The organism is Curtobacterium sp. PhB130 (genome assembly GCF_003755165.1).
GTDB lineage: Bacteria > Actinomycetota > Actinomycetes > Actinomycetales > Microbacteriaceae > Curtobacterium.
Map to the genome: position 1 here is coordinate 398010 of NZ_RKII01000006.1, position 23058 is coordinate 421067.

24 protein-coding genes are annotated in these 23058 nt (G+C 72.1%); 7 read left to right on the plus strand and 17 right to left on the minus strand.

Going from position 1 to position 23058, the window contains the following annotated elements; all coding sequences use genetic code 11:
• Window positions 1-25: 25 nt before the first annotated feature.
• The 7 genes from EDF24_RS02000 to EDF24_RS02030 all read right to left on the minus strand — a co-directional run bounded on the left by EDF24_RS02000 (window position 26) and on the right by EDF24_RS02030 (window position 6474).
• Window positions 26-268 (minus strand): hypothetical protein, encoded by a 243-nt coding sequence (locus EDF24_RS02000; RefSeq protein ID WP_123654927.1) that lies wholly within the window; start codon window positions 266-268, stop codon window positions 26-28.
• A gap of 34 nt (window positions 269-302) precedes the next feature.
• Window positions 303-1097, minus strand: a complete 795-nt coding sequence (locus EDF24_RS02005) for a hypothetical protein (protein ID WP_148070772.1) — start codon at window positions 1095-1097, stop codon at window positions 303-305.
• Window positions 1098-1107: 10 nt separating this feature from the next.
• Complete coding sequence (locus tag EDF24_RS02010; protein ID WP_260233330.1) at window positions 1108-1962, minus strand: carbohydrate ABC transporter permease; 855 nt, start codon at window positions 1960-1962, stop codon at window positions 1108-1110.
• Window positions 1959-2945 carry a carbohydrate ABC transporter permease gene (locus tag EDF24_RS02015; RefSeq protein WP_123700944.1) on the minus strand — a complete coding sequence of 329 codons (987 nt, stop codon included), beginning with the start codon at window positions 2943-2945 and terminating at the stop codon, window positions 1959-1961. The genes EDF24_RS02010 and EDF24_RS02015 overlap by 4 nt, the downstream gene beginning before the upstream one ends.
• Before the next feature lie 25 nt (window positions 2946-2970).
• Window positions 2971-4290, minus strand: coding sequence for a sugar ABC transporter substrate-binding protein (locus EDF24_RS02020; protein WP_123700945.1), 1320 nt, complete (start codon window positions 4288-4290; stop codon window positions 2971-2973).
• Window positions 4291-4313: 23 nt separating this feature from the next.
• Complete coding sequence (locus EDF24_RS02025) at window positions 4314-5519, minus strand: Gfo/Idh/MocA family protein (RefSeq protein WP_123654931.1); 1206 nt, start codon at window positions 5517-5519, stop codon at window positions 4314-4316.
• A 166-nt stretch (window positions 5520-5685) separates the two neighbouring features.
• Window positions 5686-6474 (minus strand): DeoR/GlpR family DNA-binding transcription regulator, encoded by a 789-nt coding sequence (locus EDF24_RS02030; RefSeq protein ID WP_165931354.1) that lies wholly within the window; start codon window positions 6472-6474, stop codon window positions 5686-5688.
• A gap of 133 nt (window positions 6475-6607) precedes the next feature.
• Here EDF24_RS02030 and EDF24_RS02035 point away from each other — a divergent pair, with 133 nt between their 5' ends.
• The 5 genes from EDF24_RS02035 to EDF24_RS02055 are packed head-to-tail and all read left to right on the plus strand — an operon-like array spanning window position 6608 to window position 11316.
• On the plus strand, window positions 6608-7486 hold the full coding sequence (locus tag EDF24_RS02035) for an SIS domain-containing protein (protein WP_123654933.1): 879 nt from the start codon (window positions 6608-6610) through the stop codon (window positions 7484-7486).
• A complete protein-coding gene (locus EDF24_RS02040; protein WP_123700946.1) occupies window positions 7486-8421 on the plus strand; it encodes an ROK family protein in 936 nt (311 codons plus the stop codon). Before EDF24_RS02035 ends, EDF24_RS02040 begins: the two co-directional genes overlap by 1 nt.
• Entirely contained in the window at window positions 8418-9530 is a 1113-nt protein-coding gene (locus EDF24_RS02045; protein WP_123700947.1) for an N-acetylglucosamine-6-phosphate deacetylase, read from the plus strand. The genes EDF24_RS02040 and EDF24_RS02045 overlap by 4 nt, the downstream gene beginning before the upstream one ends.
• On the plus strand, window positions 9527-10483 hold the full coding sequence (locus EDF24_RS02050; RefSeq protein ID WP_123700948.1) for a 1-phosphofructokinase family hexose kinase: 957 nt from the start codon (window positions 9527-9529) through the stop codon (window positions 10481-10483). Before EDF24_RS02045 ends, EDF24_RS02050 begins: the two co-directional genes overlap by 4 nt.
• Complete coding sequence (locus tag EDF24_RS02055; RefSeq protein WP_185021538.1) at window positions 10480-11316, plus strand: class II fructose-bisphosphate aldolase; 837 nt, start codon at window positions 10480-10482, stop codon at window positions 11314-11316. Before EDF24_RS02050 ends, EDF24_RS02055 begins: the two co-directional genes overlap by 4 nt.
• Before the next feature lie 66 nt (window positions 11317-11382).
• On the opposite strand, the gene EDF24_RS02060 is transcribed toward EDF24_RS02055, so the two are convergent.
• The 4 genes from EDF24_RS02060 to EDF24_RS02075 all read right to left on the minus strand — a co-directional run bounded on the left by EDF24_RS02060 (window position 11383) and on the right by EDF24_RS02075 (window position 16486).
• Entirely contained in the window at window positions 11383-13680 is a 2298-nt protein-coding gene (locus EDF24_RS02060) for a S8 family serine peptidase (protein WP_148070773.1), read from the minus strand.
• Between the two features lie 179 nt (window positions 13681-13859).
• Window positions 13860-15239, minus strand: coding sequence for an L-serine ammonia-lyase (locus tag EDF24_RS02065; protein WP_123700950.1), 1380 nt, complete (start codon window positions 15237-15239; stop codon window positions 13860-13862).
• Between the two features lie 46 nt (window positions 15240-15285).
• Complete coding sequence (locus EDF24_RS02070; protein WP_123701415.1) at window positions 15286-15477, minus strand: PspC domain-containing protein; 192 nt, start codon at window positions 15475-15477, stop codon at window positions 15286-15288.
• An 82-nt stretch (window positions 15478-15559) separates the two neighbouring features.
• Complete coding sequence (locus tag EDF24_RS02075) at window positions 15560-16486, minus strand: NADP-dependent oxidoreductase (protein WP_260233331.1); 927 nt, start codon at window positions 16484-16486, stop codon at window positions 15560-15562.
• Between the two features lie 82 nt (window positions 16487-16568).
• Here EDF24_RS02075 and EDF24_RS02080 point away from each other — a divergent pair, with 82 nt between their 5' ends.
• The gene (locus EDF24_RS02080; RefSeq protein WP_123700952.1) at window positions 16569-17387 is read left to right on the plus strand and encodes a shikimate 5-dehydrogenase; all 819 of its coding nucleotides are present in this window, start codon (window positions 16569-16571) and stop codon (window positions 17385-17387) included.
• Window positions 17388-17448: 61 nt separating this feature from the next.
• Here EDF24_RS02080 and EDF24_RS02085 read toward each other — a convergent pair whose 3' ends face one another.
• Genes EDF24_RS02085 through EDF24_RS02095 form a run of 3 tightly spaced genes read right to left on the minus strand, consistent with a single transcriptional unit; the run spans window position 17449 to window position 20073 of the window.
• Window positions 17449-17892, minus strand: coding sequence for an SRPBCC family protein (locus tag EDF24_RS02085; protein WP_123654940.1), 444 nt, complete (start codon window positions 17890-17892; stop codon window positions 17449-17451).
• A 5-nt stretch (window positions 17893-17897) separates the two neighbouring features.
• Window positions 17898-19343 carry an NAD(P)/FAD-dependent oxidoreductase gene (locus EDF24_RS02090; protein WP_123700953.1) on the minus strand — a complete coding sequence of 482 codons (1446 nt, stop codon included), beginning with the start codon at window positions 19341-19343 and terminating at the stop codon, window positions 17898-17900.
• A 52-nt stretch (window positions 19344-19395) separates the two neighbouring features.
• A complete protein-coding gene (locus EDF24_RS02095) occupies window positions 19396-20073 on the minus strand; it encodes a hypothetical protein (protein WP_123700954.1) in 678 nt (225 codons plus the stop codon).
• 103 nt (window positions 20074-20176) lie between these two features.
• Here EDF24_RS02095 and EDF24_RS02100 point away from each other — a divergent pair, with 103 nt between their 5' ends.
• On the plus strand, window positions 20177-20452 hold the full coding sequence (locus EDF24_RS02100; RefSeq protein ID WP_123700955.1) for a hypothetical protein: 276 nt from the start codon (window positions 20177-20179) through the stop codon (window positions 20450-20452).
• Window positions 20453-20473: 21 nt separating this feature from the next.
• Here the strand turns inward: EDF24_RS02100 and EDF24_RS18990 are convergent, their stop codons facing one another.
• From EDF24_RS18990 to EDF24_RS02115, 3 genes are read right to left on the minus strand one after another with little or no spacing between them, the layout of a single operon-like run.
• Window positions 20474-21001, minus strand: a complete 528-nt coding sequence (locus tag EDF24_RS18990) for a GNAT family N-acetyltransferase (RefSeq protein ID WP_185017320.1) — start codon at window positions 20999-21001, stop codon at window positions 20474-20476.
• A gap of 26 nt (window positions 21002-21027) precedes the next feature.
• On the minus strand, window positions 21028-22305 hold the full coding sequence (locus EDF24_RS02110; protein ID WP_123700957.1) for an ABC transporter permease: 1278 nt from the start codon (window positions 22303-22305) through the stop codon (window positions 21028-21030).
• Entirely contained in the window at window positions 22302-23057 is a 756-nt protein-coding gene (locus EDF24_RS02115; protein WP_260233332.1) for an ABC transporter ATP-binding protein, read from the minus strand. The genes EDF24_RS02110 and EDF24_RS02115 overlap by 4 nt, the downstream gene beginning before the upstream one ends.
• Between the last annotated feature and the right edge of the window lies 1 nt (window position 23058).

Genomic DNA, 23058 nt, shown 5'->3' on the forward strand with positions numbered 1-23058 from the left:
GTGCACCACCGTCCTCGCCGGACGTTCAGCGGTCGCGGCGGCTCGGGTCGGTCCCACCGGGTCGCACGGCAGCGGTGTCGGCGACGTCGATGCGGACGGTGCCGTCGGACTCCTCGTGCACCTCGACGCGGGGGTCCTCGTCGTGGGCGTCCGATCCCGACATCCGTCGGAGCGTGTCGTGCCGGCGCTCGTCGAACGTCATGTCGACCCCGTCGTCGAGGTGGTCGCGGTCCGGACCGTGCGGGTGCTTCGGTGTTGCTTCGCTCATGCCCGCGACGGTACGCGTCGGCGGGTGCACGGGCTCACCCGACCGGTGCCGTCCCGGTGCGCTCGGTCCAGTGCGCTCCGGCGTCCCACCGCGCGCGGACGGCGGCCTGGACCCGACCGCGCGGCGCGGTCGCGCGTGCGGTCGCCAGGTCGGTCCCGAAGACGAACTTCGCGGCGCTGTCGTCGCCCTCCGCCGCGTCGTGGGCGCCGGGCGGGAGCAGCGTGAACCGCCGGGCGAAGCGCACGAGGTTCGCGTCGGGGCCGAGGACATCGGCCAGTCCGGGGTCGAGCGTCCACGACCGGCAGTTCCACACCGTCACGGCGACCTGCGGTGCGAGGCGGCGGAGGACGTCCGGGGCGGCGGCGAACGCCCGGTCGCAGGCGAACGGGTCGAGCGGCCCGGTCTCCGGGACGTGCACGCCCCAGGCCGGCGTGCCGTCCGCCAGGTGCGCGCCGAGTTCGAACTGGAGGCGCCCGACGGCCACCACGCGTCCGGTCGCCACCGCGCAGAACCAGTCGAGGCCCGTGCCCCGGACCCCGTACCGGTCGCGTTTGCGCGCCACGTCCGCGATGCTCGCGTCCGCCTGCTCGGCGGTCAGCCCTCGGCTCCGGAGCCATCGGTGGGTGACGGGCAGCACGGCGGAGACCGTGGCGAACACCAGGTCGTCCCGCTCCCCCGGCGGTGCGTCGGCGACGGTCGCGGCGAGCGCCGCCGCGAGGTCCGTGACGGGCGCGGCGGGGTCCTGGAAGCGACCGATGGCGGCGGTGAGCAGCGCGACGGAGGCGGGTCGGGCCTCCAGGCCGGTCGTGTCCGCCACCGGTCCGCTCACGGTGCGTCCCTCACTTCAGCCCGGACGACGCGAGCCCGTCGATGACCCGGCGCTGCAGGACGATGAACATGATCAGCACCGGGGCCATCGCCATCAGGCTGGCGGCCATCAGCACCGGGTAGTCGATCGTCCGGTCACTCGACAGGGTCGCGAGCCCGGCGGCGAGGGGCATGTCCTCGGCACGGGTGGACACGACGAGCGGCCAGAGCAGCTCGTTCCAGGACCACAGCACGGTCGTGATCGCGAGGACGCTGATCGACGGACGGGCGAGGGGCAGCATGATCCGCCAGAACACCTGGAACGGGTTCGCACCGTCCATGCGCGCCGCCTCTTCGAGCTCCGGCGGCATGTTGAGGAACGCGGTCCGCATCAGGAACGTGCCGAACGCGCTGAACAGCCCCGGAGCGACGATCCCGGCGAGGGTGTCGAGCCACCCGAGTCCCTGCACGATCTGGTACTGCGAGATCAGGTAGACCTGCGACGGGACCAGCAGGATCGACAGCACGATCGCGAGCAGGACCGTCCGGCCACGGAACCGCATCCGGGCGAACGCGTACCCGGCGAGCGTGCAGAGGATGATCTGCGCGATCGTCCGGATGATCGTGACGTACACGGACGTGCCGAGCTGGCTGAGGAACGGCAGGCGCTCGAACACCTCGGTGAAGTTGTGCCACTGCAGCTGCCCCGGCCAGAACACCGGGGTGACGGACTGCACCTGCGCGTTCGTGGACAGCGACATGATGATCTGCCAGAGGAACGGGAACGCCATCGCGAACCCGCCGACGCCGAGGACGACGTGGATCCACCAGTGGCTGCCGCCGCGGCGACCTGGGCGCTTCCCGCTCCGGATCGTGGTGGTGGTCATGACTGCACCCACTTCTTCTGGACCCGGAACTGCACGAGCGTGACGATGCCGATGAGCACGAAGATCACCATGGCGATCGCCGCCGCGAAGCCCTTGTCGTTGTCGATGAACCCGGCGCTGTAGAAGTAGAAGACGAGGGACATCGTCTTCGGGATCACCGGGTTGGTGCTGCCGAGGATCGCGTAGAGCAGGTCGAACAGCTGGAAGCTCGAGATCGTCGTGACGATGACCACGAAGAAGATGCTCGGGGTCAGGAGCGGCACCGTGACGGAGCGGAACTGCCGCCACCGGCTCGCGCCGTCGAGCTCCGCTGCCTCGTAGAGCTCCGGCGGGATGTCCTTGAGACCGGCGCCGAGGATGATCATCGAGAAGCCGAGGGACGACCACAGGCCGACGAGACTGACGGCGACCAGCGCGAAGCCGGGGGTCGAGATCCAGTAGGGGCCGTCGATGCCGAACCGCCCGAGGAACCAGTTCACGATGCCGTAGTCGCCGTTGAACATGATCCGCCAGACGAGGGCGATCGCGGCCGGCATCGCGACGTACGGCAGGAAGAACAGCACACGGTAGAACTGCGCGAACCGCAGACCGGGGGTGTTCAGCAGACTGGCGAGCCAGACCGCGATCGGGATCCCCACGAGGACGATCGCCGTGTAGATGACGGTGTTGAGCAGCGACTGGTAGAGCTGCGGGTCCGACAGCAGCCGGCCGTAGTTCGCCAGGCCGGAGAACGTCGCGCCGCCGAAGACGCCCCACGTGGTGAACGAGTACCAGAAGGTCTGGATGATCGGCCAGATGTAGAACGTGCCGACGCCGAGCAGGAGGGGCAGCACGAAGAGCCAGGGCCAGGCGCCGTCGGTGCGGGTCCGGCGGGGGTTCCGGTCGCCCCGCGGGGCGCCCCGCCCGGACGCGCGCTGCGTCCGGGCGGGGGTGGCGGCGACCGGGGTCGCCGCCGTGTCGGGATGCTCGGTGTTGATCGTCATCGGGTCTCTCCGCGACGCCGGGGCGTCACTGCTCCTTGCCGAGGGCGGTGTCCATCTTCTGGGCGAGCTCGGTCGCCACCTGGTCGACGGGGGTGGAGCCGTCGAACGCGCTCGGGAGCAGGTTCGTCTCGAGGGTGTTCCACGCGGCGGTGTTCTTCGACACGGGGAGGGGCTGGGCGTAGTCGACCGCGTCGAGGAAGACCTGCAGGTCCGCGTCGGGCATCGTCTTCGTGAAGGCGTCCTGCGTCCCGGTGTACGCCGGGATCACGGCGCCCATGTCGCCCTGCTGCTGCTGCGCGGTCTTGCCCGCGAGGTACACCTGGAGCGCCTGCGCGGCGGCCTTGTGCTTCGAGTTGGCGGAGACGACGTTCGAGACGCCGTGGATGACCGTGGCCTGCTGCTTGCCCTTGGGCAGCGGGTAGACGACGACGTCCTTCTCCATGGCGGTGTCCGTCAGCGCGGAGCGGAACCAGCTGCCGCCCTGGTACATCGCGAGCTTGCCCGAGGTGAACCACTGGTCGGCGGTCGTGTCGGTGAGCTGCTTGATCGACGGCGATGCACCCGACTTGATGAGGTCGGTCCAGAACTGCAGGCCCGCTTCGGACGCCTTCGACGCGTACCCGGACTTCGTGCCCGCGGCGTTCACGACCGAGCCACCCGCCTGGAAGATCGTGTCGTAGTACGTGGTCTGGCCGTCCATGCCACCGGCGGCGCCGTACGCCCCGTCGGTCTTGAGCTTCTCGGAGAGCTCGGCGCCGGTCTTCTGGAAGTCGGCCCAGGTCCAGTCCTTCGACGGCAGCGCGACCCCGGCCTTCTCGAACAGCGCCTTGTTCACCCAGACGCCGATCGTGTCGAAGTCCTTCGGGACGCCGTACTGGGTGCCGTCGTACGTGTAGAGCTTGTTCAGCGCGGACGAGTAGTTCGCCGGGTCGATGGCGCCCGCCTTGACCTCGCCGGTGATCGGCGCGATCTTGCCGTTGGCCGCGTAGAGCTGGAAGTTCGGGCCGTTCATCCAGAACAGGTCGGGGAGCGTGTCGCTCGAGCCCTGGGTCTGCAGCTTCGTCCAGTAGTTGGCGAACGGCGTCACGTCGACGTTGACCTTGATGTCCGGGTACTCCTCGTTGAAGCCCTTGATGTTCGCCTTGATCGCGGCGACCTGGTTCTCGTCCCAGACGGCGTAGTTCAGCGTCGCCTTGGTGTCCTTCGCGGCCTTGTCGTACGCGCTGCCGGAGCTCGCGGCGCCCGAGGACGTCGAGCAGCCGGCCAGCAGGACGGCCGCGCCGAGGGCGGCGACGGCACCGAGGAGGACGCGACGTGCTCCTCGGGCTGTGGTGTGTGCGGGCATCGGGGGGTCCTTTCGCACGGCCGTCAGCGGCTGACGGTCTGGGTGGGGTGGGTGAAGTGGGTGAGCGTCTCGTCCGGCAGCGCCGGGACGTCGATGGGGACGGAACCGTTCCGCAGCGAGCGGGTGGCCAGGGCGCCGGCGGCGACCGCGGCACGGGCCGCGATCGGCGACAGGGAGGTCGGTTCCCCGAGGGCGACGAGGCGCAGGAACTCGGTCATGGTGAGGAGGTCGGCGTCCGCGTGCCCGGACTCGACGCCGTCGATCGGGTACTCCCGGTCGCCCTGCACGTCCCAGCCCCGCCGGTGGTTCCAGACCTTGACGACGCCGCCGCCGGTGTCGCCGATGTTCTCCAGGCGCCCTTCGGTCCCGATGACGGTGTAGTTCCGCCAGTAGTCCGGCGTGAAGTGGCACTGCTCGTAGCTGGCCTGCACGCCGTTGTCGAGCGTCATCATCACCATCGAGACGTCCTCGACGTCGACGACGGGGTTGAGGCCGGTCTGCTCGAGCGGCGGCCAGTTGTCCAGCGAGAACCAGTCGCCCATCAGCTCGCCGGCGCGGTCACGGCGGTCGGTGACGTCGCCGTAGACCGACAGCGAGCCCATGCCGACGACGCGGCTGGTGTACCCGCCGGCCAGGGCGTGGATGACGTCGAGGTCGTGGCTGGCCTTCTGCAGGAGGAGCGAGTTCACCTTCGTGCGGTCGGCGTGCCAGTCCTTGAAGTAGTAGTCGCCGCCGTTGCCGACGAAGTGCCGGCACCAGACGGCCTTGACCTCGCCGATCTCCCCGCGCTCCACGATCTCCCGCATCAGCCGGACGACTGCCGCGTGCCGGAAGTTGTGCCCGACGTACAGCGGGGTGCCGGTCTCGGCCGCGGTGTTCAGGACGGCGTCGGCGTCCTCGACGGTGATCGCGAGGGGCTTCTCGAGGTAGACGGCGATGCCCGCGCGGAGGAGGTCGATCGCGATCTCGGCGTGGGTCCAGTCGGGCGTCGTCACGATCGCGGCGTCCACCGCACCGACGAGGTCACGGTGGTGCTCCACGACGAGCGCGTCGGGGTACTCGGCGTGCCCACGTTCCCGCCCGTCGGCGGTGACGTCCGCGACGGCGGTGACCGACGCCCGCAGGTCGGGGTGTGAGGCGACCGCCTCGGCGACGTGTCGGGCGATGGCGGACCGTTGGCCCATCCCGATCACCGCGACGCGGAGGGGTTCGTTCGTGTCGACGCTCATCTCGCTCCCTTGCGTGATTGTGACGCCCATGATGCCGAATCGATCATGAATGCACAATAGGCGCTCACGGATCGCTCACGGAAGCGAGATGCAAGGGTTTTACACGCCGGTAACGTCCGCGGCGCGCAGACGAGCGCCCGGCCGACCGGCGGGAGCCCCGTCCGGCTCAGTCGGCGACGACGAGCTCCACGCCGGCCGAGGCGAGGTCCGCGGCGAAGGCCGGCGGGACGGGCTGGTCCGTGACCAGCACGTCGATGCGGTCCAGCGGGCAGATGCGCGCGAACGTCGAGCGCTCGATCTTCGTCGAGTCCGCGACGACGATGACCCGACGGCCGACGGACGCGAAGTGGCGACTCACCTCGGCCTCCCCCTCGTGCATCGTGGTGGCGCCGTACTGACCGGTGAGACCGTCGACTCCGAGGACGACGACGTCCAGCGCGAACTCGTCGAGCGTGTCGCGGACCAGCGGCCCCACGAGCTCGTACGACTGGCGGCGTGCGACGCCACCGGTCACCACGATCTTGACGTTCGCCCGCACGGACAGCTCGTACCCGATGTTCAGCGCGTTCGTCACGATGGTGACGCCGTACTCGCCGTCGGCACGGATGAAGCGCTCGCTCTTGCCGAGCTCGCGCGCCACCTCGGTCGTGGTGGTGCCCCCGTTCAGGCCGACGGTCTCCCCCGGTCCGACGAGCGCGACCGCGGCACGGGCGATGGCGGTCTTCGCCTCGGCCTGCCGGGCGATCTTGTACTGCAGCGGCAGCTCGTACCCGGCCCCGAGCGCGGCGGCCCCGCCGTGGGTGCGCGTGACGAGCCGCTGGTCGGCGAGGGTCGCGAGGTCACGGCGAGCGGTCGCTGGGGAGATCCCGAGCATCTCGCCGATCTCGGAGATCGACACGTTGCCCCGTTCGCTCACGAGTTCGAGCAGGGCGTTGAGCCGCTGTTGCGGAGTCATGGAGGCCATCCTACGGGCGAGCTGTGCGCGGCCGTTGATCGGAAATGACGTTTTGCTCTCGCTTCGCGCATGATCGCTCGCTATGCTTCCGACCACATCGATCATCGGGATCGATCCGGACCGGAAGGCACCCATGACCGACACCTTCGTGAGCGAGGAGCTCGCGTCGCAGCCGGAGACCTGGCGCGCCGCCGCGGCGCTCCTCCCCTCCTTCGTCGACTCCCTCCCCCAGCCCGGCGAACGTGTCGCCGTCGTCGGCTGCGGGACCAGCTGGTTCATCGCGATGAGCTACGCCGTCGCCCGTGAGCAGGCCGGCCTCGGGGTCACGGACGCCTTCGCCGGGTCCGAGTACCCGACCGGGCGCGAGTACGACCGCGTCGTCACGATCAGCCGTTCCGGCACGACGACCGAGATCATCTCGCTCCTGTCCGAACTGCCGACGCAGCGCACCGTCCTGATCACCGCCGTGGCGGACAGCCCCGCGGCAGCCGTCGCCGACGCCGTCGTCGCGCTCCCCTTCGCCGACGAGCGCTCGGTCGTGCAGACCCGATTCGCCACCACCGCGCTCGCGCTCCTCCGCGCGTCCATCGGTGACGACGTCGACGCGCTGGCCGCCCAGGCCGAGACCGCCCTCGCGCTCCCCATCGACGACCTGCTCGGCGCCGAGCAGGTGTCCTTCGTCGGGCGTGGTGCCGCGGTCGGTCTCACCTACGAAGCCGCGCTGAAGACCCGCGAAGCCGCGCAGTTCTGGGCGGAGTCGTACCCGGCGATGGACTACCGGCACGGACCGATCGCGATCGCACAGCCCGGGCGCCTGGTGTGGTCGCTCGGTGCGGCCCCCGAGGGCCTCGCGGACGAGGTCGCGGCCACCGGTGCCCGGTTCGTCCACCACGACCTCGACCCGATCGCCGGGCTCGTCGTGGTGCACCGGTTCGCGGTCGCCCTGGCCGAAGCCCGCGGGCTCGACCCGGACCACCCGCGCTCGCTGACCCGGTCGGTCATCCTCACCTGATGCCCGGCAGCGGGGTCGTGCTCGGGGTCGACGTCGGCGGCACGGGCGTCAAGGCCCGACTGACCGACGCCGTCGGCACCGTGCTCGCCGAGCAGAGGGTCCCGACCCCGCGGGACGATCCGGACGCCGAGCGGCTCGCGGCCACCGTTGCACGACTCGTGGTGGCCGCGCTCCGGACGACGGGTGGCGCCGGCCCCGCCGACCGGTCACTCGATGCCGTCGGGGTGGTCGTGCCCGGCGTCGTCGACGAGTCCACCGGCCGATCCGTCCTCTCGGTGAACCTCGGCTGGCAGGACGTCCCCGTCCGCGACCGCCTGCGGGACGCCCTCGCAGCACAGGGCATCGACGTCCCCGTGGCGTTCGGCCACGACGTCCGCGCCGGTGCCCTCGCCGAGACCCGGTCCCCCGCACTCGCCGTCGGGTCCGTCGCCTTCGTGCCGGTCGGCACCGGACTCGCGAGCGCGCTCGTCGTCGACGGTGCCCTGGTGTCCGGTGGCGGCTGGGCGGGAGAGGTCGGGCAGGTGCGCATCGCACACGGCCCGCACGCCGGGCTCCGGGTCGAGGAGATCGCCTCGGCGAGCGCCGTCGCCCGTCGCTCCGGAACGGACTCCGCGCACGGCGCGATGCTGCGGGTCCGCGACGGCGATCCCACTGCCGGAGCCGTCTGGGCGGAGTGCGTCGACGTCCTCGCCGACACCCTCGCCTGGATCACGGCCGTCGCCGGCTGCCACACGGTCGTCGTCGGCGGTGGGCTCGCCGAGTCGGGCGCGCTGCTGTTCGACCCGCTCCGTGTCGCCGTCGCCGAACGGCTCGTCGGACTGCGGGTGCCCGCCGTCGTGCCGGCCCGCCACGGTGACGCGGCCGGGGCCATCGGCGCCGGCCTCCTCGCACAGGACCTCCTCGCCACGCTCGCGACCGTCGGGGAGCACGCATGACCACGCTCGTCCGTGCTCCGCGCATCGTCACCCCGGACGCCGTGCTCGACGACGGGTGGCTGCTCGTCGGCGACGGGGTCGTCGTGGCACGTGGATCGGGCCGAGCGCCCGAGCACGCGGACGGGCCCTTCCGCGTGCACGAGGTCGCGGGCACCGTCGTCCCCGGCTTCGTCGACCTCCACGCGCACGGCGCACTCGGGCACGACTTCGCGACCTGTTCCGCCGACGACGCCCGCGCGGTCGCCGCGCACCACGCCGCCCGCGGCACCACGTCGCTCGTCGCCTCGATCGCGACCGGCACCCCCGAGGACACGGTGGCCGCGCTCCGGCGGCTCCGCCCCCTCGTGGCCGACGGCGTCCTCGCCGGCCTCCACCTCGAGGGGCCGTGGCTCTCGCCCGCTCGCCGCGGAGCACACGCGCCGACGCTCCTGCACGCTCCCGGACCGGCCGAAGTCGGCGCGTACCTCGACGCCGCCCAGGGGGCGCTCCGGATCGTGACGCTCGCTCCCGAGCTCCCCGGCGCACCGGACGCGGTCGAGCGGCTGTCCGACGCGGGCGTCATCGTGGCGATCGGCCACACCGACGCCGACGCCGCGACGGTCGAGCGAGCGGTCGACGCCGGTGCCCGGCTCGTCACCCACGTCTTCAACGGCATGCCGCCGCTGCACCACCGGTCGCCCGGCCCGGTCGGCGTCGCGCTGACCGATCCCCGTCTGAGCGTCGAGGCCATCGTCGACGGCCATCACCTCGACCCCGTGACGGTCGACCTCGTGCGGCGGAGCGCTGCGGGCCGGATGGTCCTCGTGTCCGACGCGATGGCGGCCACCGGGTGTCCCGACGGCGCCTACCGGATCGCCGGGTCCGACGTCGTGGTCGCGGACGGGGTCGCGATGCTCGCGGACGGGTCGTCGCTCGCCGGCAGCACGGGGGTCGTCGCGGACGGCTTCGCCCGCTTGCTCGACGCCGGTGCTCCGCTCACCGAGGCGGTCGATGCGTCCTCCGCCCACGCCGCCGCCCTGCTCGGTCTCCCGGTCCCCCTGGCGATCGGCTCACGCGCCGACCTGTTCGTCGTCGGGGTCGGTCCGCTCCTCCCGGAGGTCCTCGCATGATCGTCGTCGTCACCCCGAACCCGGCCGTGGACGTCACCTACCGCGTCGACGAGCAGCGCATCGGCACGACCCAGCGCGTCCGCAGGGTCGAACGACGCCCGGGCGGCAAGGGGCTCAACGTGGCCCGGGTGCTCGCTGCCGAGGACGTGGTGACCCACTCGGTCCTCCCCCTCGGCGGAGCATCGGGCACCTGGATGGCCGATGCCGTCGCGGCCCTCGGGCTGCCGGTGACCGTGGTGCCGGTCCCCGGTGAGACCCGGAGCACGATCACCGTCGTGGACGACCTCGCCCACCCGACGATGTTCGGCGAACCCGGGCCGGACGTGCCGGCCATGACCTGGCTGCGTGTCGACGAGGCGGTGCGCGCCGCGGTGCGCGCCGCGGTGTGCGCGGAGCCCGCGGCGCCCGCGGCGCCGGACGCCGATGCGCTGGTGATCGCGGGGTCGCTCCCCGTCGGCAGCCCGCCCGACGTCGTCGTCCCGTGGATCACCGACGCCCTCGCGGCCGGCGCACTGGTCGTCGCCGACCTCTCCGGACCCGCACTGCTCGCAGCCGCCGACGCCGGCGCGACCATCTGCAAACCCAACCGCGACGAACTGGCGGAAGCGACCGGCCGCACGGACGAACGTGCCGGCGCGCTCGACCTCCTCCGCCGCGGGGCGGGCACCGTCGTGGTCTCCCGCGGTTCGGCGGGCATCGCAGCACACACGGTCGACGCCGTCGTCGAGGTCCCCGCCGTCCCCGGTGTCACCGGGAACCCCACGGGCGCCGGTGACGCCGCCACCGCCGGCCTCGTCCTCGCCCTGGCCCGTGGCGCGGACATCGCCACAGCACTCCGCACCGCTGCCGCGTTCGGCGCCGCCGCGGTCCTGCGCCCGGTGGCCGGCGAGATCGACCACGACGCCGCCCACCGCTTCACCACCGACCTCGAGACGACCCGGAGCCACGCATGATCACCGACCTCGCCCTGACCGGACTGCTCGACTCGGCGCGCACGACCCGCAGCGGGGTCGGCGCGTTCAACGTCGTCCTCCTCGAGCACGCCGAGGCGATCGTGGACGGGGCCGTGCACGCCGGCCTGCCCGTGATCCTGCAGATCAGCGAGAACTGCGTGCGGTACCACGGCGGCCTCGCACCGATCACGGCGGCCACGCAGGCGATCGCCCGGGCCGCCGACGTCGAGGTCCTGGTGCACCTGGACCACATCGAGGACGTCGACCTCGTCGCCGAGGGCATCGCGCTCGGCGTCGACTCGATCATGTACGACGGGTCGCACCTCGACTACGACGCCAACGTCGCTGCGACGCGGACCCTCGCCGAGCGCTGCCACCGGGCCGGCATCGCGATCGAGGCCGAGCTCGGTGAGGTCGGCGGCAAGGACGGCGTCCACGCCCCCGGTGTCCGCACCGACCCGGCCGACGCGGCGGCGTTCGTCGCGGCGACCGGTGTCGACGCGCTGGCCGTCGCGGTCGGGACCTCGCACGCGATGCAGACCCGTGAAGCCGCGGTGGACCGTGACCTCATCGGACGGCTGCACGCCGCGGTCCCCGTGCCGCTCGTCCTGCACGGGTCATCCGGGCTGTCCGACGACGAACTGCGGGGCGCGGTGGCCGCCGGGATGACGAAGATCAACATCTCGACGCACCTGAACGGCCTGTTCACGCGGGCGCTCCGGGACGTCCTCGACGAGCGCCCCGACGTCGTGGACCCGCGGAAGTACGTGGCCGCGGGGCGGGACGCGATCGCCGCGGAGACGGCGCGGCTGCTCACACTGCTGGCAGCCTGACGGCGACGCGGTCCCGGCCGCGACGTCCCGGCTGCGACGTCCGGCCCGCGGCAGCGTGCGGGGGCGTCACCCCTTCGTCTTGGAGTGCCACCGCAGCGTCGTCCCCTGGTACAGCGTGACGTCGCCGTTCGTCTGCATCCGGAGCACCATGCCCTTGCCCCCGTACCGGGACGTCCCCGTCGACCACTTCGCCCGCCCGAACGCGTCGTAGAGCACCACGTTGCCGTCGGACTGGACGCGGAGCGAGCTGCCCCGACCGCCGGCGACGGTGAACACCGTCTTCGTCCCAATGACGATCCGGAGCGACCCGTCGTCGAGCACGACGAACCGCCGGTGCGCCGCGGTGTCCCGGATCTCCTGCCCGGGGACCAGGCTCGCTCCGGGGAGGAGCCGGTCACGGGTCGCGGGCGCCTGCTGCCAGAGGACGGTCGAGCCCCGGACGAGCTGCACCGCCCCGAGGTCCGTCACCTGCAGCCGCGGCGCACTGCCGGTCGAGGCCTTCCCGGCACGCCAGACGGTCGCACCCGTGGTGCTGCGGACGGCCAGCGTGCCGTTCGTCCCGACCACGAGCGACGCGCCCTTCGACGCCACGTTCGACGACCACACGGCACGTCCGCCGCCCCACTCGACGAGCTTCCCGTCGGCCTGCAGGTCGAGCCACCACAGCCCGTGCGGTGACCGGATGGACGTGCCGGACGGCACCACGACCGCGGACCCGGTGATCCCGGTCGCGGTGGCCCCGGCAGCGGCGGCGGACCCGACGACCCGCCCACGGGTGCACCCGGCGGTCGGCAGGAGCGCGCCGAGCACGGACCACCTGGGCGTCCCCAGGCCGGTCGCCCGGTCGTGCCCCTTCGTCGCCGGATAGGTGCCGTTCGTCCCCGCGGTCACGTCGCGGAAGGCCGTGGGGTGTGCGTAGAGGGTCTGGTGGAGGTCTCCGACCCCGGAGGCGCAGCCGCGGGCGCTGAGCGCCGCCGCGAGCTGCCCGGCGACGACGGGCGACGCGAGACTCGTCCCACCGCCGAGCGCGAACCCGCGCGCGGCGCCGAGGTAGATCCCGGGACCGGTCGCGGGATCGGCCACGGACGCGATGTCGGGGACCAGGCGCTTCGTCCCGGAGACCCCGACACCGCTCTGCCATGCCGGGCGTGCGTACGCGGCAGACGTGCCGCCGCCGCTCGCGCCGTACGAGTTGCCCCAGGCCGTCTCGCTCGTCGCCGAGGACGTGGTCCGGAGCGAGGTGCCCCCGACCGCGACGACGGCGGGCGACGACGCCGGGTACGTGACCGACGTCACGACGGTCTTCGGTCCGGTCGGGCACTTCGCTCCGTCGTCACCGGATGCGGCGAAGACGGTCGCCCCGGCGGCGACGATGCGCGCGATCGCGTTGTCGAACGCGGCTCGGACACCGGGCGAGGTCAGCGACTCGCACGACCCCCACGAGACGCTGACGGCCACGATCCCGGCTCGACGGACGTCGTCGGCGATGCGGCTGTAGCTGTCGTAGAGCCCCTGGAACGAGTTCGGCGCGACGTACACGCGCTGGCGGGCGCCCGGTGCGGTCGCGAGCAGTGCCTCCTGGTCGAGTGCGACCTCGGACTCGCCGCCGGAACCGTCTGGAGCGTGCACGTCGGCCCCGTCGACGGAGACCTGGTCGAGCGCGGGGACCTCGCGCCCGACCGCCTTCGCGTAGGCGACGAGGTCGTTCCGGTCCCACCCGGAGAGCTGGACCGTCGCGACCGTCGTCCCCGCGCCGGCGTTCGCAGCGCTCGACGAGGCGTACGCACGGGCCAGGTCTGCGGGGGCGTACCCGCCGGGCAGCGCGGCGTGTGCGGCGGCCGGGCGCGCGTCGAGCCCGAGCACGGCGGTGACCGCACCGCCGAACGACGACGGCAGGACGGGTTCGGCGGACGGGTGCATGCCGTCGCCGCTCCCGAGCAGCCGGATCCCGAACAGCGCCTCGGCACGGGCGGCGGTGCCGGTCGCCTCGAGCTCCCAGGTGTCACGGTCGGTGACGGTGAACCCCGCAGCCGTCAACGCTGCGCGGACCGTCGCGCCGTGCGGTGCCTCGGGGGCGACCGCGGCGACGGCGTCGGCCCGGTCTGCGGCGGTGTCGCCGGTGGTCGTGGTGGGCAGCGCGCGGAGCGCGGTCTGGTCCGTCGGCCGGAGCACGATGGTCAGGTCCACTGTCGCGTCGCCGGGCGTCCGTCCGGTGGCCGGGTCGGTCGGCGTCGGAACGGAAGCGGGACCCGCAGCGGTCGGGGACGGCACGGCAGGAGCGGCGGACGCCGGGGCGGCGAGACCGGCGGCGAGGGTCACGGCGAGCGCGATCGCCGTCACGAGGGCGAGGGGTCGGTGCAGCATCGGCGTCACTCCATGACTGGTGCGGCACCCGATCCGTGGGCGCCGGTCCACCCGCGTCGGAGTGGACGCGAGCACGGTAACCCGTCAAGGCACCGCGGCGCTCCCCCAGTTGTGAGGCGATGTACCCCGCCAGGTCCCCCTCGCGCGCGGGCAGGCGGACCGCTGGCAGTGGACCCCGGTCAGCAGAGGGGGACGTTCACCGCGAGACCGCCCATCGCGGTCTCCTTGTACTTGGTGGACATGTCGGCACCCGTCTGCCGCATCGTCTCGACGACCTGGTCGAGCGACACGTGGTGCACCCCGTCTCCACGGAGGGCCATCCGTGCGGCGTTCACGGCCTTGTTCGCCGCGATCGCGTTCCGCTCGATGCACGGGATCTGCACGAGGCCGCCGATCGGGTCGCACGTCAGCCCGAGGTTGTGCTCCATCGCGATCTCGGCCGCGTTCTCGACCTGCTCGGGCGTCCCGCCGAGCAGTTCGGCGAGTCCGGCGGCGGCCATCGACGCCGCGGACCCCACTTCGCCCTGGCAGCCGACCTCGGCGCCGGAGATGGAGGCGCGCTCCTTGTAGATCGAGCCGATCGCGCCGGCGGTGAGCAGGAACCGCACGATCGCGTCGTCGCGGAGCTCCGGCGTGATCGCGGGGACGTAGGTCAGCGCGTAGTACAGGACTGCGGGGATGATCCCGGCGGCACCGTTGGTCGGGGCGGTGACGACCCGGCCGCCGGAGGCGTTCTCCTCGTTGACCGCCATCGCGGTGAGGTTCACCCACTCCATCGCGAAGAGGGGGTCGTGCCCGGGGTCGTCGCGCGTGAGCTGCTCGTACCAGTTCGCGGCACGGCGGCGGACGTCGAGGCCGCCCGGCAGCGTCCCGCCCCGTCGGATGCTCCGGTCGACCGAGGACTCCATCACGGCGTGGATGCCGAGGAGCCCGGAGCGGACCTCGTCGTCGGTGCGGGTCGCGGTCTCGTTCGCCAGGGCGATGCCGCTCACCGGCAGCCCGGATCGCGCGCAGGCGGCCAGGAGCTCGGCGCCGCTCGAGAACGGGTACGGCACGGCGTCGCCGACCGGGATGGCGGCGCTGGCCACGGCGGAGGTGTCCTCGCCGTCGCGGGCGATGAAGCCGCCGCCGACCGAGTAGTAGGTCTCGACGGCGAGCTCGGAGCCGCTGGCGTCGAAGGCGCGCAACCGCATCGCGTTCGGGTGGCGCGGCAGCATCGTCAGGGGGTGCTGGACGATGTCCCGGAGCCGGAACGGGACGGTCTGCCCACCGGAGAGCCGGAGCGACCCCGTCGCTTCGAGGCCGTCGAGCGATGCGGTCATGGCGTCGGGGTCGACGCGCTCGGGCTGCTCCCCCGTCAGGCCGATCGCGACGGCGCCGAGCGTGCCGTGCCCCTGCCCGGTCGAGGCCAGCGAGCCGTACAGGTCGACGCGGATCGTGGTCAGGGGCAGCCCGGCGACACGGGATGCGAAGTCCGCGGCGGCGCGCATCGGTCCGACGGTGTGGGAACTCGACGGACCCACGCCGATGCTGAAGAGATCGAAGACGGAGACCGGCACGCCGCCACCCTAACCCGTCCGGACGGACGGACGGACGAACCGGACCTCAGCGGCGGTTGCCCTCCGAGGGCATCAGGAACCACAGGACGACGTAGGCGATCCAGAGCGGCCCGGGGAAGAAGCTCAGGACGACCCAGGCGACACGGACGAACATGCGGGACCAGCCGAAGCGGTCGGCGATGCCGGCACAGACGCCGGCGAGGACGCGCCCGTTGCGGGGGCGGATGAGTGAGTTCATGTGCATCACGCTACGCACGCCGGGCGGCAGGCAGAAGGAGGTCAGCCTCCCGATCGAGGGTGGGGAGAACCCCACCGGGCGCTCAGGGGACGAGCACGATCTTCCCGCGGGTGTGCCCCTGCTCCAGTTCCTCGTACGCGTCCTGCACACGCTCGAGCGGGTACGTGCTCGCGACGGGGACCTCGATCGCCCCTTCGGCGACCATCGCGGCGAGCGCCCCGAGGATCTCCGGGTCGGCGGTGTCCGTGCTGCCGGAGGCCTTCGCCCCGACCTCGGCCGCCGCCTCGAACGCGATGATCGTCTCGATGCGGTCCGCCGGGATCCCGAGGGCGATCCCGAGGTGCACGTACTCGGCGCCGTGCGTGTCGATGAGCGCGTCGATGCCGTTCGTCGCGAGCTCCTCGATGCGCTGCTGGAGCCCGTCGCCGTAGGCCACGGGGCGTGCACGCTTCGACGCGAGCCACTCGTGGTTCGCCTCGGACGCGACGGCGATCACGTCGACCCCCTCGTTCGTGAGGAGCTGCGTGACGAAGCCGCCGACGCCACCGGCGGCGCCGGAGACCACGACGGTCTCCCCCGGCCTCGGGTCGACCGCGCGCACGGCCGCTGCCGCCGTGGTCGCGACGACGTCGAGCCCGCCGGCGACGGTCCAGTCGAGCAGGCGTGGCTTCTGGACGACCTGCTCGGCGGGGACAGAGACGTACTCCGCCTGGCTCGAGCGCTCCCACGACCAGCCGATGACCTCTTCGCGCTCGTCGACACCGTCGACGCCCTCGCCGACGGCCACGACGATCCCGGCGAAGTCGGTGCCCTGCCCGGACGGCAGGTCACCGCCGAAGGTCCCCTGGCGGATCGCGGACTCCCCAGGGTTGATCCCGGCGGCACGGACGCGGACGAGCACCCGGCCCGGTTCGACCGTGGGGACGGGGACCTCGGCGACGTGGAGGACGCCGCGGTCACCCCACTCGTCGAAGCGGACGGCACGCATGGTCTCAGGAAGGTCAGTCATCACCCCAGACGGTACCCCTGCCGGGACGACCACCGAGTGTGGACCGCTCCAATCCGTCGGGATCCCGTGCGAGACTGACCGGATGCCCATCCTCAACAAGGACATGCAGGTGTGCATGTCGCTCGCGGCCCGGCCGAGCAACATCGGCACCCGGTTCCACAACTTCCTCTACGACGAGCTCGGGCTGAACTTCCTCTACAAGGCGTTCACGACGACCGACCTCCCCGGCGCCGTCACCGGGATCCGAGCGCTCGGCATCCGCGGATGCTCGGTGTCGATGCCGTTCAAGGAGGCGATCATCCCGCTCGTCGACACCATCGAGGAGTCGGCCGCCGCGATCCAGTCCGTGAACACCGTCGTGAACGACGACGGTGTGCTCACCGCGTCGAACACCGACTACGAGGCCGTCGCCGCCCTCCTCGCCTCCCACGACGTGGATCCGGCCTCCCGCGTGCTGCTCCGCGGCTCCGGCGGCATGGCGAAGGCGGTCACGGCGGCGTTCCGCGGCGCGGGCTTCGACCACCTCACGGTGCTCGCCCGCAACGAGGACACCGGTCCGGCCCTCGCCGACCAGTACGGCTACGCGTGGGCGCGGTCGGAGCAGGACGCCGGCGACGTCGACCTGCTCGTCAACGTCACGCCGCTCGGCATGGACGGCGACCAGGCGGAGACCCTCGCCTTCGAGCAGGACCGTGTCGACGCGGCCCACACCGTCTTCGACGTCGTCGCGTTCCCCTCGGAGACCCCGCTGGTCCGCGCGGGTCGCGCCGCGGACAAGCACGTCATCACGGGTGCCGAGGTGATCGCGCTGCAGGCAGCGCGGCAGTTCGAGCGGTACACGGGCGTCGCCCTCACCGAGGACCAGGTGACGCGCGCGAGCGTCTTCAGCCGCGCTGTGTAGGTGGCAGCCAGGCGGACGGGAGGCCCGTGGCGGCGCCGCCACGGGCCTCCCGTCCGGCTCGTCAGGAGTTGCGGGCGCGACCCGTCGCGACCCAGCCGAGCCGGCGCAGCGTCTCGCGGTTCCGGATCCAGATGAGCGGCTGGATGACGAAGCCGGGCACCCAGGACCCCGGTCCGGCGACGGCGTTCTCGACGATCGTGACCTTGCACCCCTTGGCGTGCGGTTCGACGCTCAGCTCGACCCGGGCCTCCCCGATCGGCCACCCCTTCGGCTGGATCACCATGTGGCGCGGCGGGTCCCACTCGAGCGAGGTCGTCTCGTCGTTGATGACCAGCGGCCAGACCCCGAACGAGTGGTGCAGGCGTGTGCCGACCTCGGGCCACCCGCGCTCCTCGTTCCGGAGCCGGGACGCACCGACGACCCACGTCGTGTAGAGCCAGCCGTCCCCGAACACGTCGAAGACGTCCTCGGGCGTGCAGTGCAGGATCCGGACGTTCTTGGCCATGGTGTTCAGTCCTCCGGTGTGAGATCGACGTCTTCGGGGAGCCCGAAGGTGTGACGCAGGGCGCTCCGTGCGGCGTGCCAACCGGCCATGCCGTGCACGCCCGGGCCGGGTGCGGACGCCTCCGAGCAGAGGTACATCCCACCGCCCATCCGCCACGGGTCGCCGGAGAGCAGCGGGCGCTTCACGAGCTGCCAGAAGCTCGCGGCGCCGGCGGCGATGTCCCCGCCGACGTAGTTCGGGTTGTACTCGCCCATCTGGACCGCGGTGCGCGAGCTCGTCGCGAGGACCGTGTCGCGGAACCCCGGGGCGAACCGCTCGATCTGCCGCGTGACGATCTCGGTGTGGTCGACGTCGGATCCCGCGGGGACGTGCGCGTACGCCCAGAAGACGTGCTTGCCCTCCGGGGCGCGGCTCGGGTCGACCACGGTCGGTTCGGCGCCGAGGACGTACGGCCGCTCGGCGTGACGTCCGCGTGCGACATCGCCCTCGGCCGCGGCGATCTCCGCGCGTGTCCCGCCGATGTGCACGGTGCCGGCCTTCCGGAGCTCGGCGTTCGTCCACGGCACCGGGTCGGACAGCGCGAAGTCGACCTTCGCCGCGGCGTTGCCGAACCGGAACCGCCGCAGCGCACCGCGCTTCGGCGACGGGATCTGCTTCCCGGCGATCCGCAGCATCCCGGGGACGCTCGTGTCGAAGAGCACCGCCTTGGCGGGTGTCAGGTCTGCGAGGGACCGGACTTCCCGCCCGGTCTCGATCGTGCCACCGTGCGCGACGAGGTCTGCGGCGAGCGCGTCGACGATCGCCTGGCTGCCCCCGATCGGCACCGGCCAGCCCCTGGCGTGGGCGTAGACACCGAGCGAGAGGGCTGCTGCGGCCGTCGCGAGTGAGGGCATGTGCTGGATGGAGTGCGCCGCGACCCCGGTGATCATCGCCGGCGCGACGTCCTGCCGGAAGCGGGCGTTCCAGGCACTGCTGCCCTGCTCCAACGCGCGCAGGCCGAACTGCAGGACGGTGAGCGGGTGCCGTGGGACGTGGAGCAGCGCGTCCGTCGCGAAGTCCGCCACCTGGTCGGCGTGCCGCGCGAGCGGGCCCATCAGGTTCCGGAACGCCGGCCCGTCCACGCCCAGCTCGGCGGCCGTGCGCTCGAGGTCCCGGTACGCGATGCCGGCGCGCCCACCGTCGAGCGGGTGGCCGTACTGCACCTCGGGGAGCCGCAGTTCGATGCGGTCCTCGAGCCGGAAACGCCGGAAGAACTCGGACTGCAGCGCCATCGGGTGCACGGCGGAGCAGACGTCGTGCAGGAACCCGGGCAGCGTGAGCTCGGCGGTACGGGCCCCGCCGCCGATGGTGTCGTTGCGCTCGACCACCTCGACGGAGAGCCCGGCACGCGCCAACGTCACCGCGGCGGCGAGCCCGTTCGGTCCCGCCCCGACCACCACCGCATCGACCATGCACCGAGCCTACGAGTCGCGCGTGTGCGGACCCCCAGCCGCGGTGCCGGGGTCAGCTGCGGGTGGTGTCGGCGTCGGCGGCGTCCGTGCCGTCGTCGTCGGAGGCGCCGTCCGAGGCGTCGTCGGTGTCCTCGACCGCGCTCGGGCCGGAGCCGACGGGGTGCTCCGCGAGCAGGGCCGCGAAGTCCTCGTCGAGCATCTGCTGCACGCGGTCGTCCCGGCCGATCTCGTAGCCCTCGGTCGGGCGCTGCGCCCACCCCAGGCGGCCGACGACGGTCGTGCCGATGTCGTCCCACGCGCGGGCCCGCGCGGCGAGGACGATGCCGTCGACGAAGCCCTGGTCGTCACGGCGTCGGTCGAGCATCGTCGCGAGCTGCTCGTACTGGGCTTCGCGCGTGCGGAGCTTGACGTCGTCGCCGCGCCGGTAGTCGTGCTGGTGCTTCGAGCGGCCCTTCTGCTTGATCGCCTTCGACCGGATCTCCCGCATCCGCTGGGCGTCGCCGCGCTGCTCCTCGGCCATCCGGTGCAGTTCTTCGCGCGTCGCCTCGGCTGCGACCGCGTGGTCGAAGAACCCCTGGTCACGGAGGGAGTTCGTGATGATCCGGTTCGCGACGGCGATCACGACGGCCGCCTTCGAGATGAGGAAGCCCTCGTCCACCGCACGCTTGAGCTCGACCTGGCTGATGGGTCGCTCGGTGGAGTCCTTGCCACGCCGTCCGAACAGAGCCATGACGACGACGATACCGGCGGCGGGTGACCATCAGTCCGCAGGGGGACCCGGATCCCCACCGGGAGGGACGACTCGCCACGAGCGGGTCCGTAGCGTCGCAGGCATGGTCACGTACTCCGAATCCCCCAGGACCGGCCTCGGCACCGCGAGTCTCGTGCTCGGCATCTGCTCGTTGCTCGCGGGGTGGACGTTCTTCGCCCCGATCGTCGGGCTCTGCCTCGGGATCGCGTCCCGCGGCCGCGAACCGCTCGCGCGCGGTCGCGCCGGGTGGGGCATCCTGCTCAGCGTCATCGCCCTCGCCGTCTGGATCGTGCTCGTCGCACTGTTCGTCGGGTTCGGCACGTTCGCGGCGTGGCAGCACGCCACCCAGGGCTCCTGACGGCCGACCGGAGCGGTCGGGTCAGAGGACCCGGCCGTAGAGGGCGACGTCGACCCGCGCGGGCCCGAGCGGCAGTGCGCTCCGCAGGGTCCCCTCGTGCGTGAAGCCGAGCCGCTCGGCGAGCCCGCGGCTCCGCTCGTTGCCGACGGCCGTGCGGATCTCGACCCGTCTCGCGCCCCGCGCCCCGGCGACCGAGACGAGGACGGAGGCCGCCCGCCGGACGATGCCCCGTCCCTCCTGGCCGGCATCGATCCAGTAGCCGAGCGATGCCTGCCCGAGGTACGTGTCGAAGGCCAGTGACGCGGCACCGACGACGCGGTCGTCCACGCGGATGACGCACGGCAACGACCGGTCCATCGCGTACTGGGCGAGCATCCGTTCGGTGTGCAGGGACGTGTCCTCGAGCGTCTGCGACCCCCACGCCCACGGTTCGGCGGCACGGAGGCGGTCGAGGTTCGCGAGCACGAGGTCGTGCACCGCCTCGACGGTCGAGAGGTCCCGCAGCGTCAGCGTGCAGCCGTCGCCGAGGTCCCGCCCGAATGCCGTCACCGGTCCGACACTATGCACCTGCGGCGCTACTCGTACCGGAGTGCCTCGATCGGGTTCTGACGCGCTGCCCGTCGGGCGGGCAGCGTGCCCGCGAGGAAGGCGATCACCATCACCACGACGATGATCGTGATCACCGAGGACGGCGCGAACTGCAGGATGTGCAGCCCCGGCAGGTCCTTGAGCACGGTCCCGGCGAGGACGTTGGAGATCCCCGTCCCGAGCGCGATCGCCACACCGGCGCCGATCGCACTGCCGAGGAAGCCGATGAACACGGCCTCGAGCGAGAACAGCGTGTAGACCTTGCCGCCGCCCATGCCCATCGCCTTCATCAGGCCGATCTCGCGGGTGCGCTCCTGCACGCTCATCAGGAGCGTGTTGATGATGCCGAACCCGGCCGCGATGAGCGCGATCACGGCGAAGGCGTTGAGCACGCCGACGATGCCGTTGATGACGGTCTGGAACTGCCCGAGCTGGTCCTGGATGGTCTGCCCGGTGTAGCCGTCCTTCGACAGCGCGCTCTTCACCGTGGACGCGGTCGCACCGTCGCTCAGGGTGGCCGAGGCGCTGGCGTACGAGGTGGCGATCGATGCCGGCTTGCCGGTCTCCTGCGCCTGCTGCATCGCGTCCGTCAGGGCGGAGTTCGCACCGGCGCTCCCGCCGAACAGCGACTCGTTCTGCACGCCCACCACGGTCGCGGTGAGGGTGTGCTCGGCGCCCTGGTAGTCGTCCACCGCGAAGGTGAGCTCCTTGCCGACGGCCGCCTTCGCGGTGCCGAGCCCGAGGTTCTTCAGGTAGTTCGTCGGCAGGATCACCTGGTTCGCGTCGGTGCTGTCGTCGAGCTGCTTGCCCGAGGCCAGGTCCGCCTTGAGTTCACCGGCATTGGCGGACAGCGTGACGACGTACTTGCCCTCGCTGCCGTACTCGGCGTACTTCGGGCTGAGCGCGACCGCAGGCCGCACCGTGTCGATGCCCGTGACGTCCTTGATCTTGTCGACGTCGGACTGCGAGAGGTACCCGAAGGAGGCCGGCCCGCGGTCGACGCTCTGGGTGGACGCATCCGGGTCGTACTTCGCGGGGCCGCTGTCCGTCGAGGAACTGTCGACCGTCTTCGTGATCGTCAGCGCCCCGGTGTCGCCGATCGACGCGACCTGGGTGTCGATGTAGTTGCCGACGCCGGTGCCGATGGCGGAGGTGAGGGTGATCGTGAAGGCACCGATGAAGATCGCGATGACCGTCAGCGTGGTGCGGAGCTTGGAGCGGAAGGTGTTGCCGACCGCGGTCTTCAGGAGGTCGAGGAAGTTCATGCGGAGTGCCTTCCGTGCTCGTGGGCACCCGGGGCGGGCGCATCGGCGCCACCGGACCCGCCGGACCCGCCGGACCCGCCGACGATGAGACCGTCGCGGACGTTGACGCTGCGGTCGCACCGTGCGGCCAGTTCCTCGTCGTGGGTGACGACGACGAGCGTGATCCCGCGCTCGCGCTGCAGCCCGAAGAGCATGTCCTCGACGACTTCACCGGTGTTCGTGTCGAGGTTGCCGGTGGGCTCGTCGGCGAAGATCACGCTCGGCTCCCCCACGAGCGCTCGCGCGATGACCACGCGCTGCTTCTGCCCGCCGGAGAGGTCGTTCGCGTCGTTCTTGGCCTTGTCCGCCAGCCCCAGGGCGTCGAGCGCGGCCATCCCCCGGCGCTTCCGCTCCGCACCAGAGATGCCCGCGATCTTCAGCGGCAGCACGACGTTGTCGAGCACGGAGGTCTTCGGCGTCAGGAAGAACTGCTGGAACACGAACCCGAAGGTGCTGTTCCTGGTGCGGTTCACCTGCCGGGCGCTGAGCGTCGCCGCGTCGGTGCCGTCCAGGAGGATCTCGCCCGAGGACGGCTTGTCGAGCAGCGCCAGCAGGTGCATGAGCGTCGACTTGCCGGATCCGGACTTGCCGACGATCGCCAGGCTCTCGCCCTGGTGCACCGCGAGCGACACTCCCTTCAGCGCATCGAACCGCGTGGAACCGCGGCCGTAGGTCCTCGTGAGGTCTCTGGCCTCGAGCACGGGAGTGGTCATG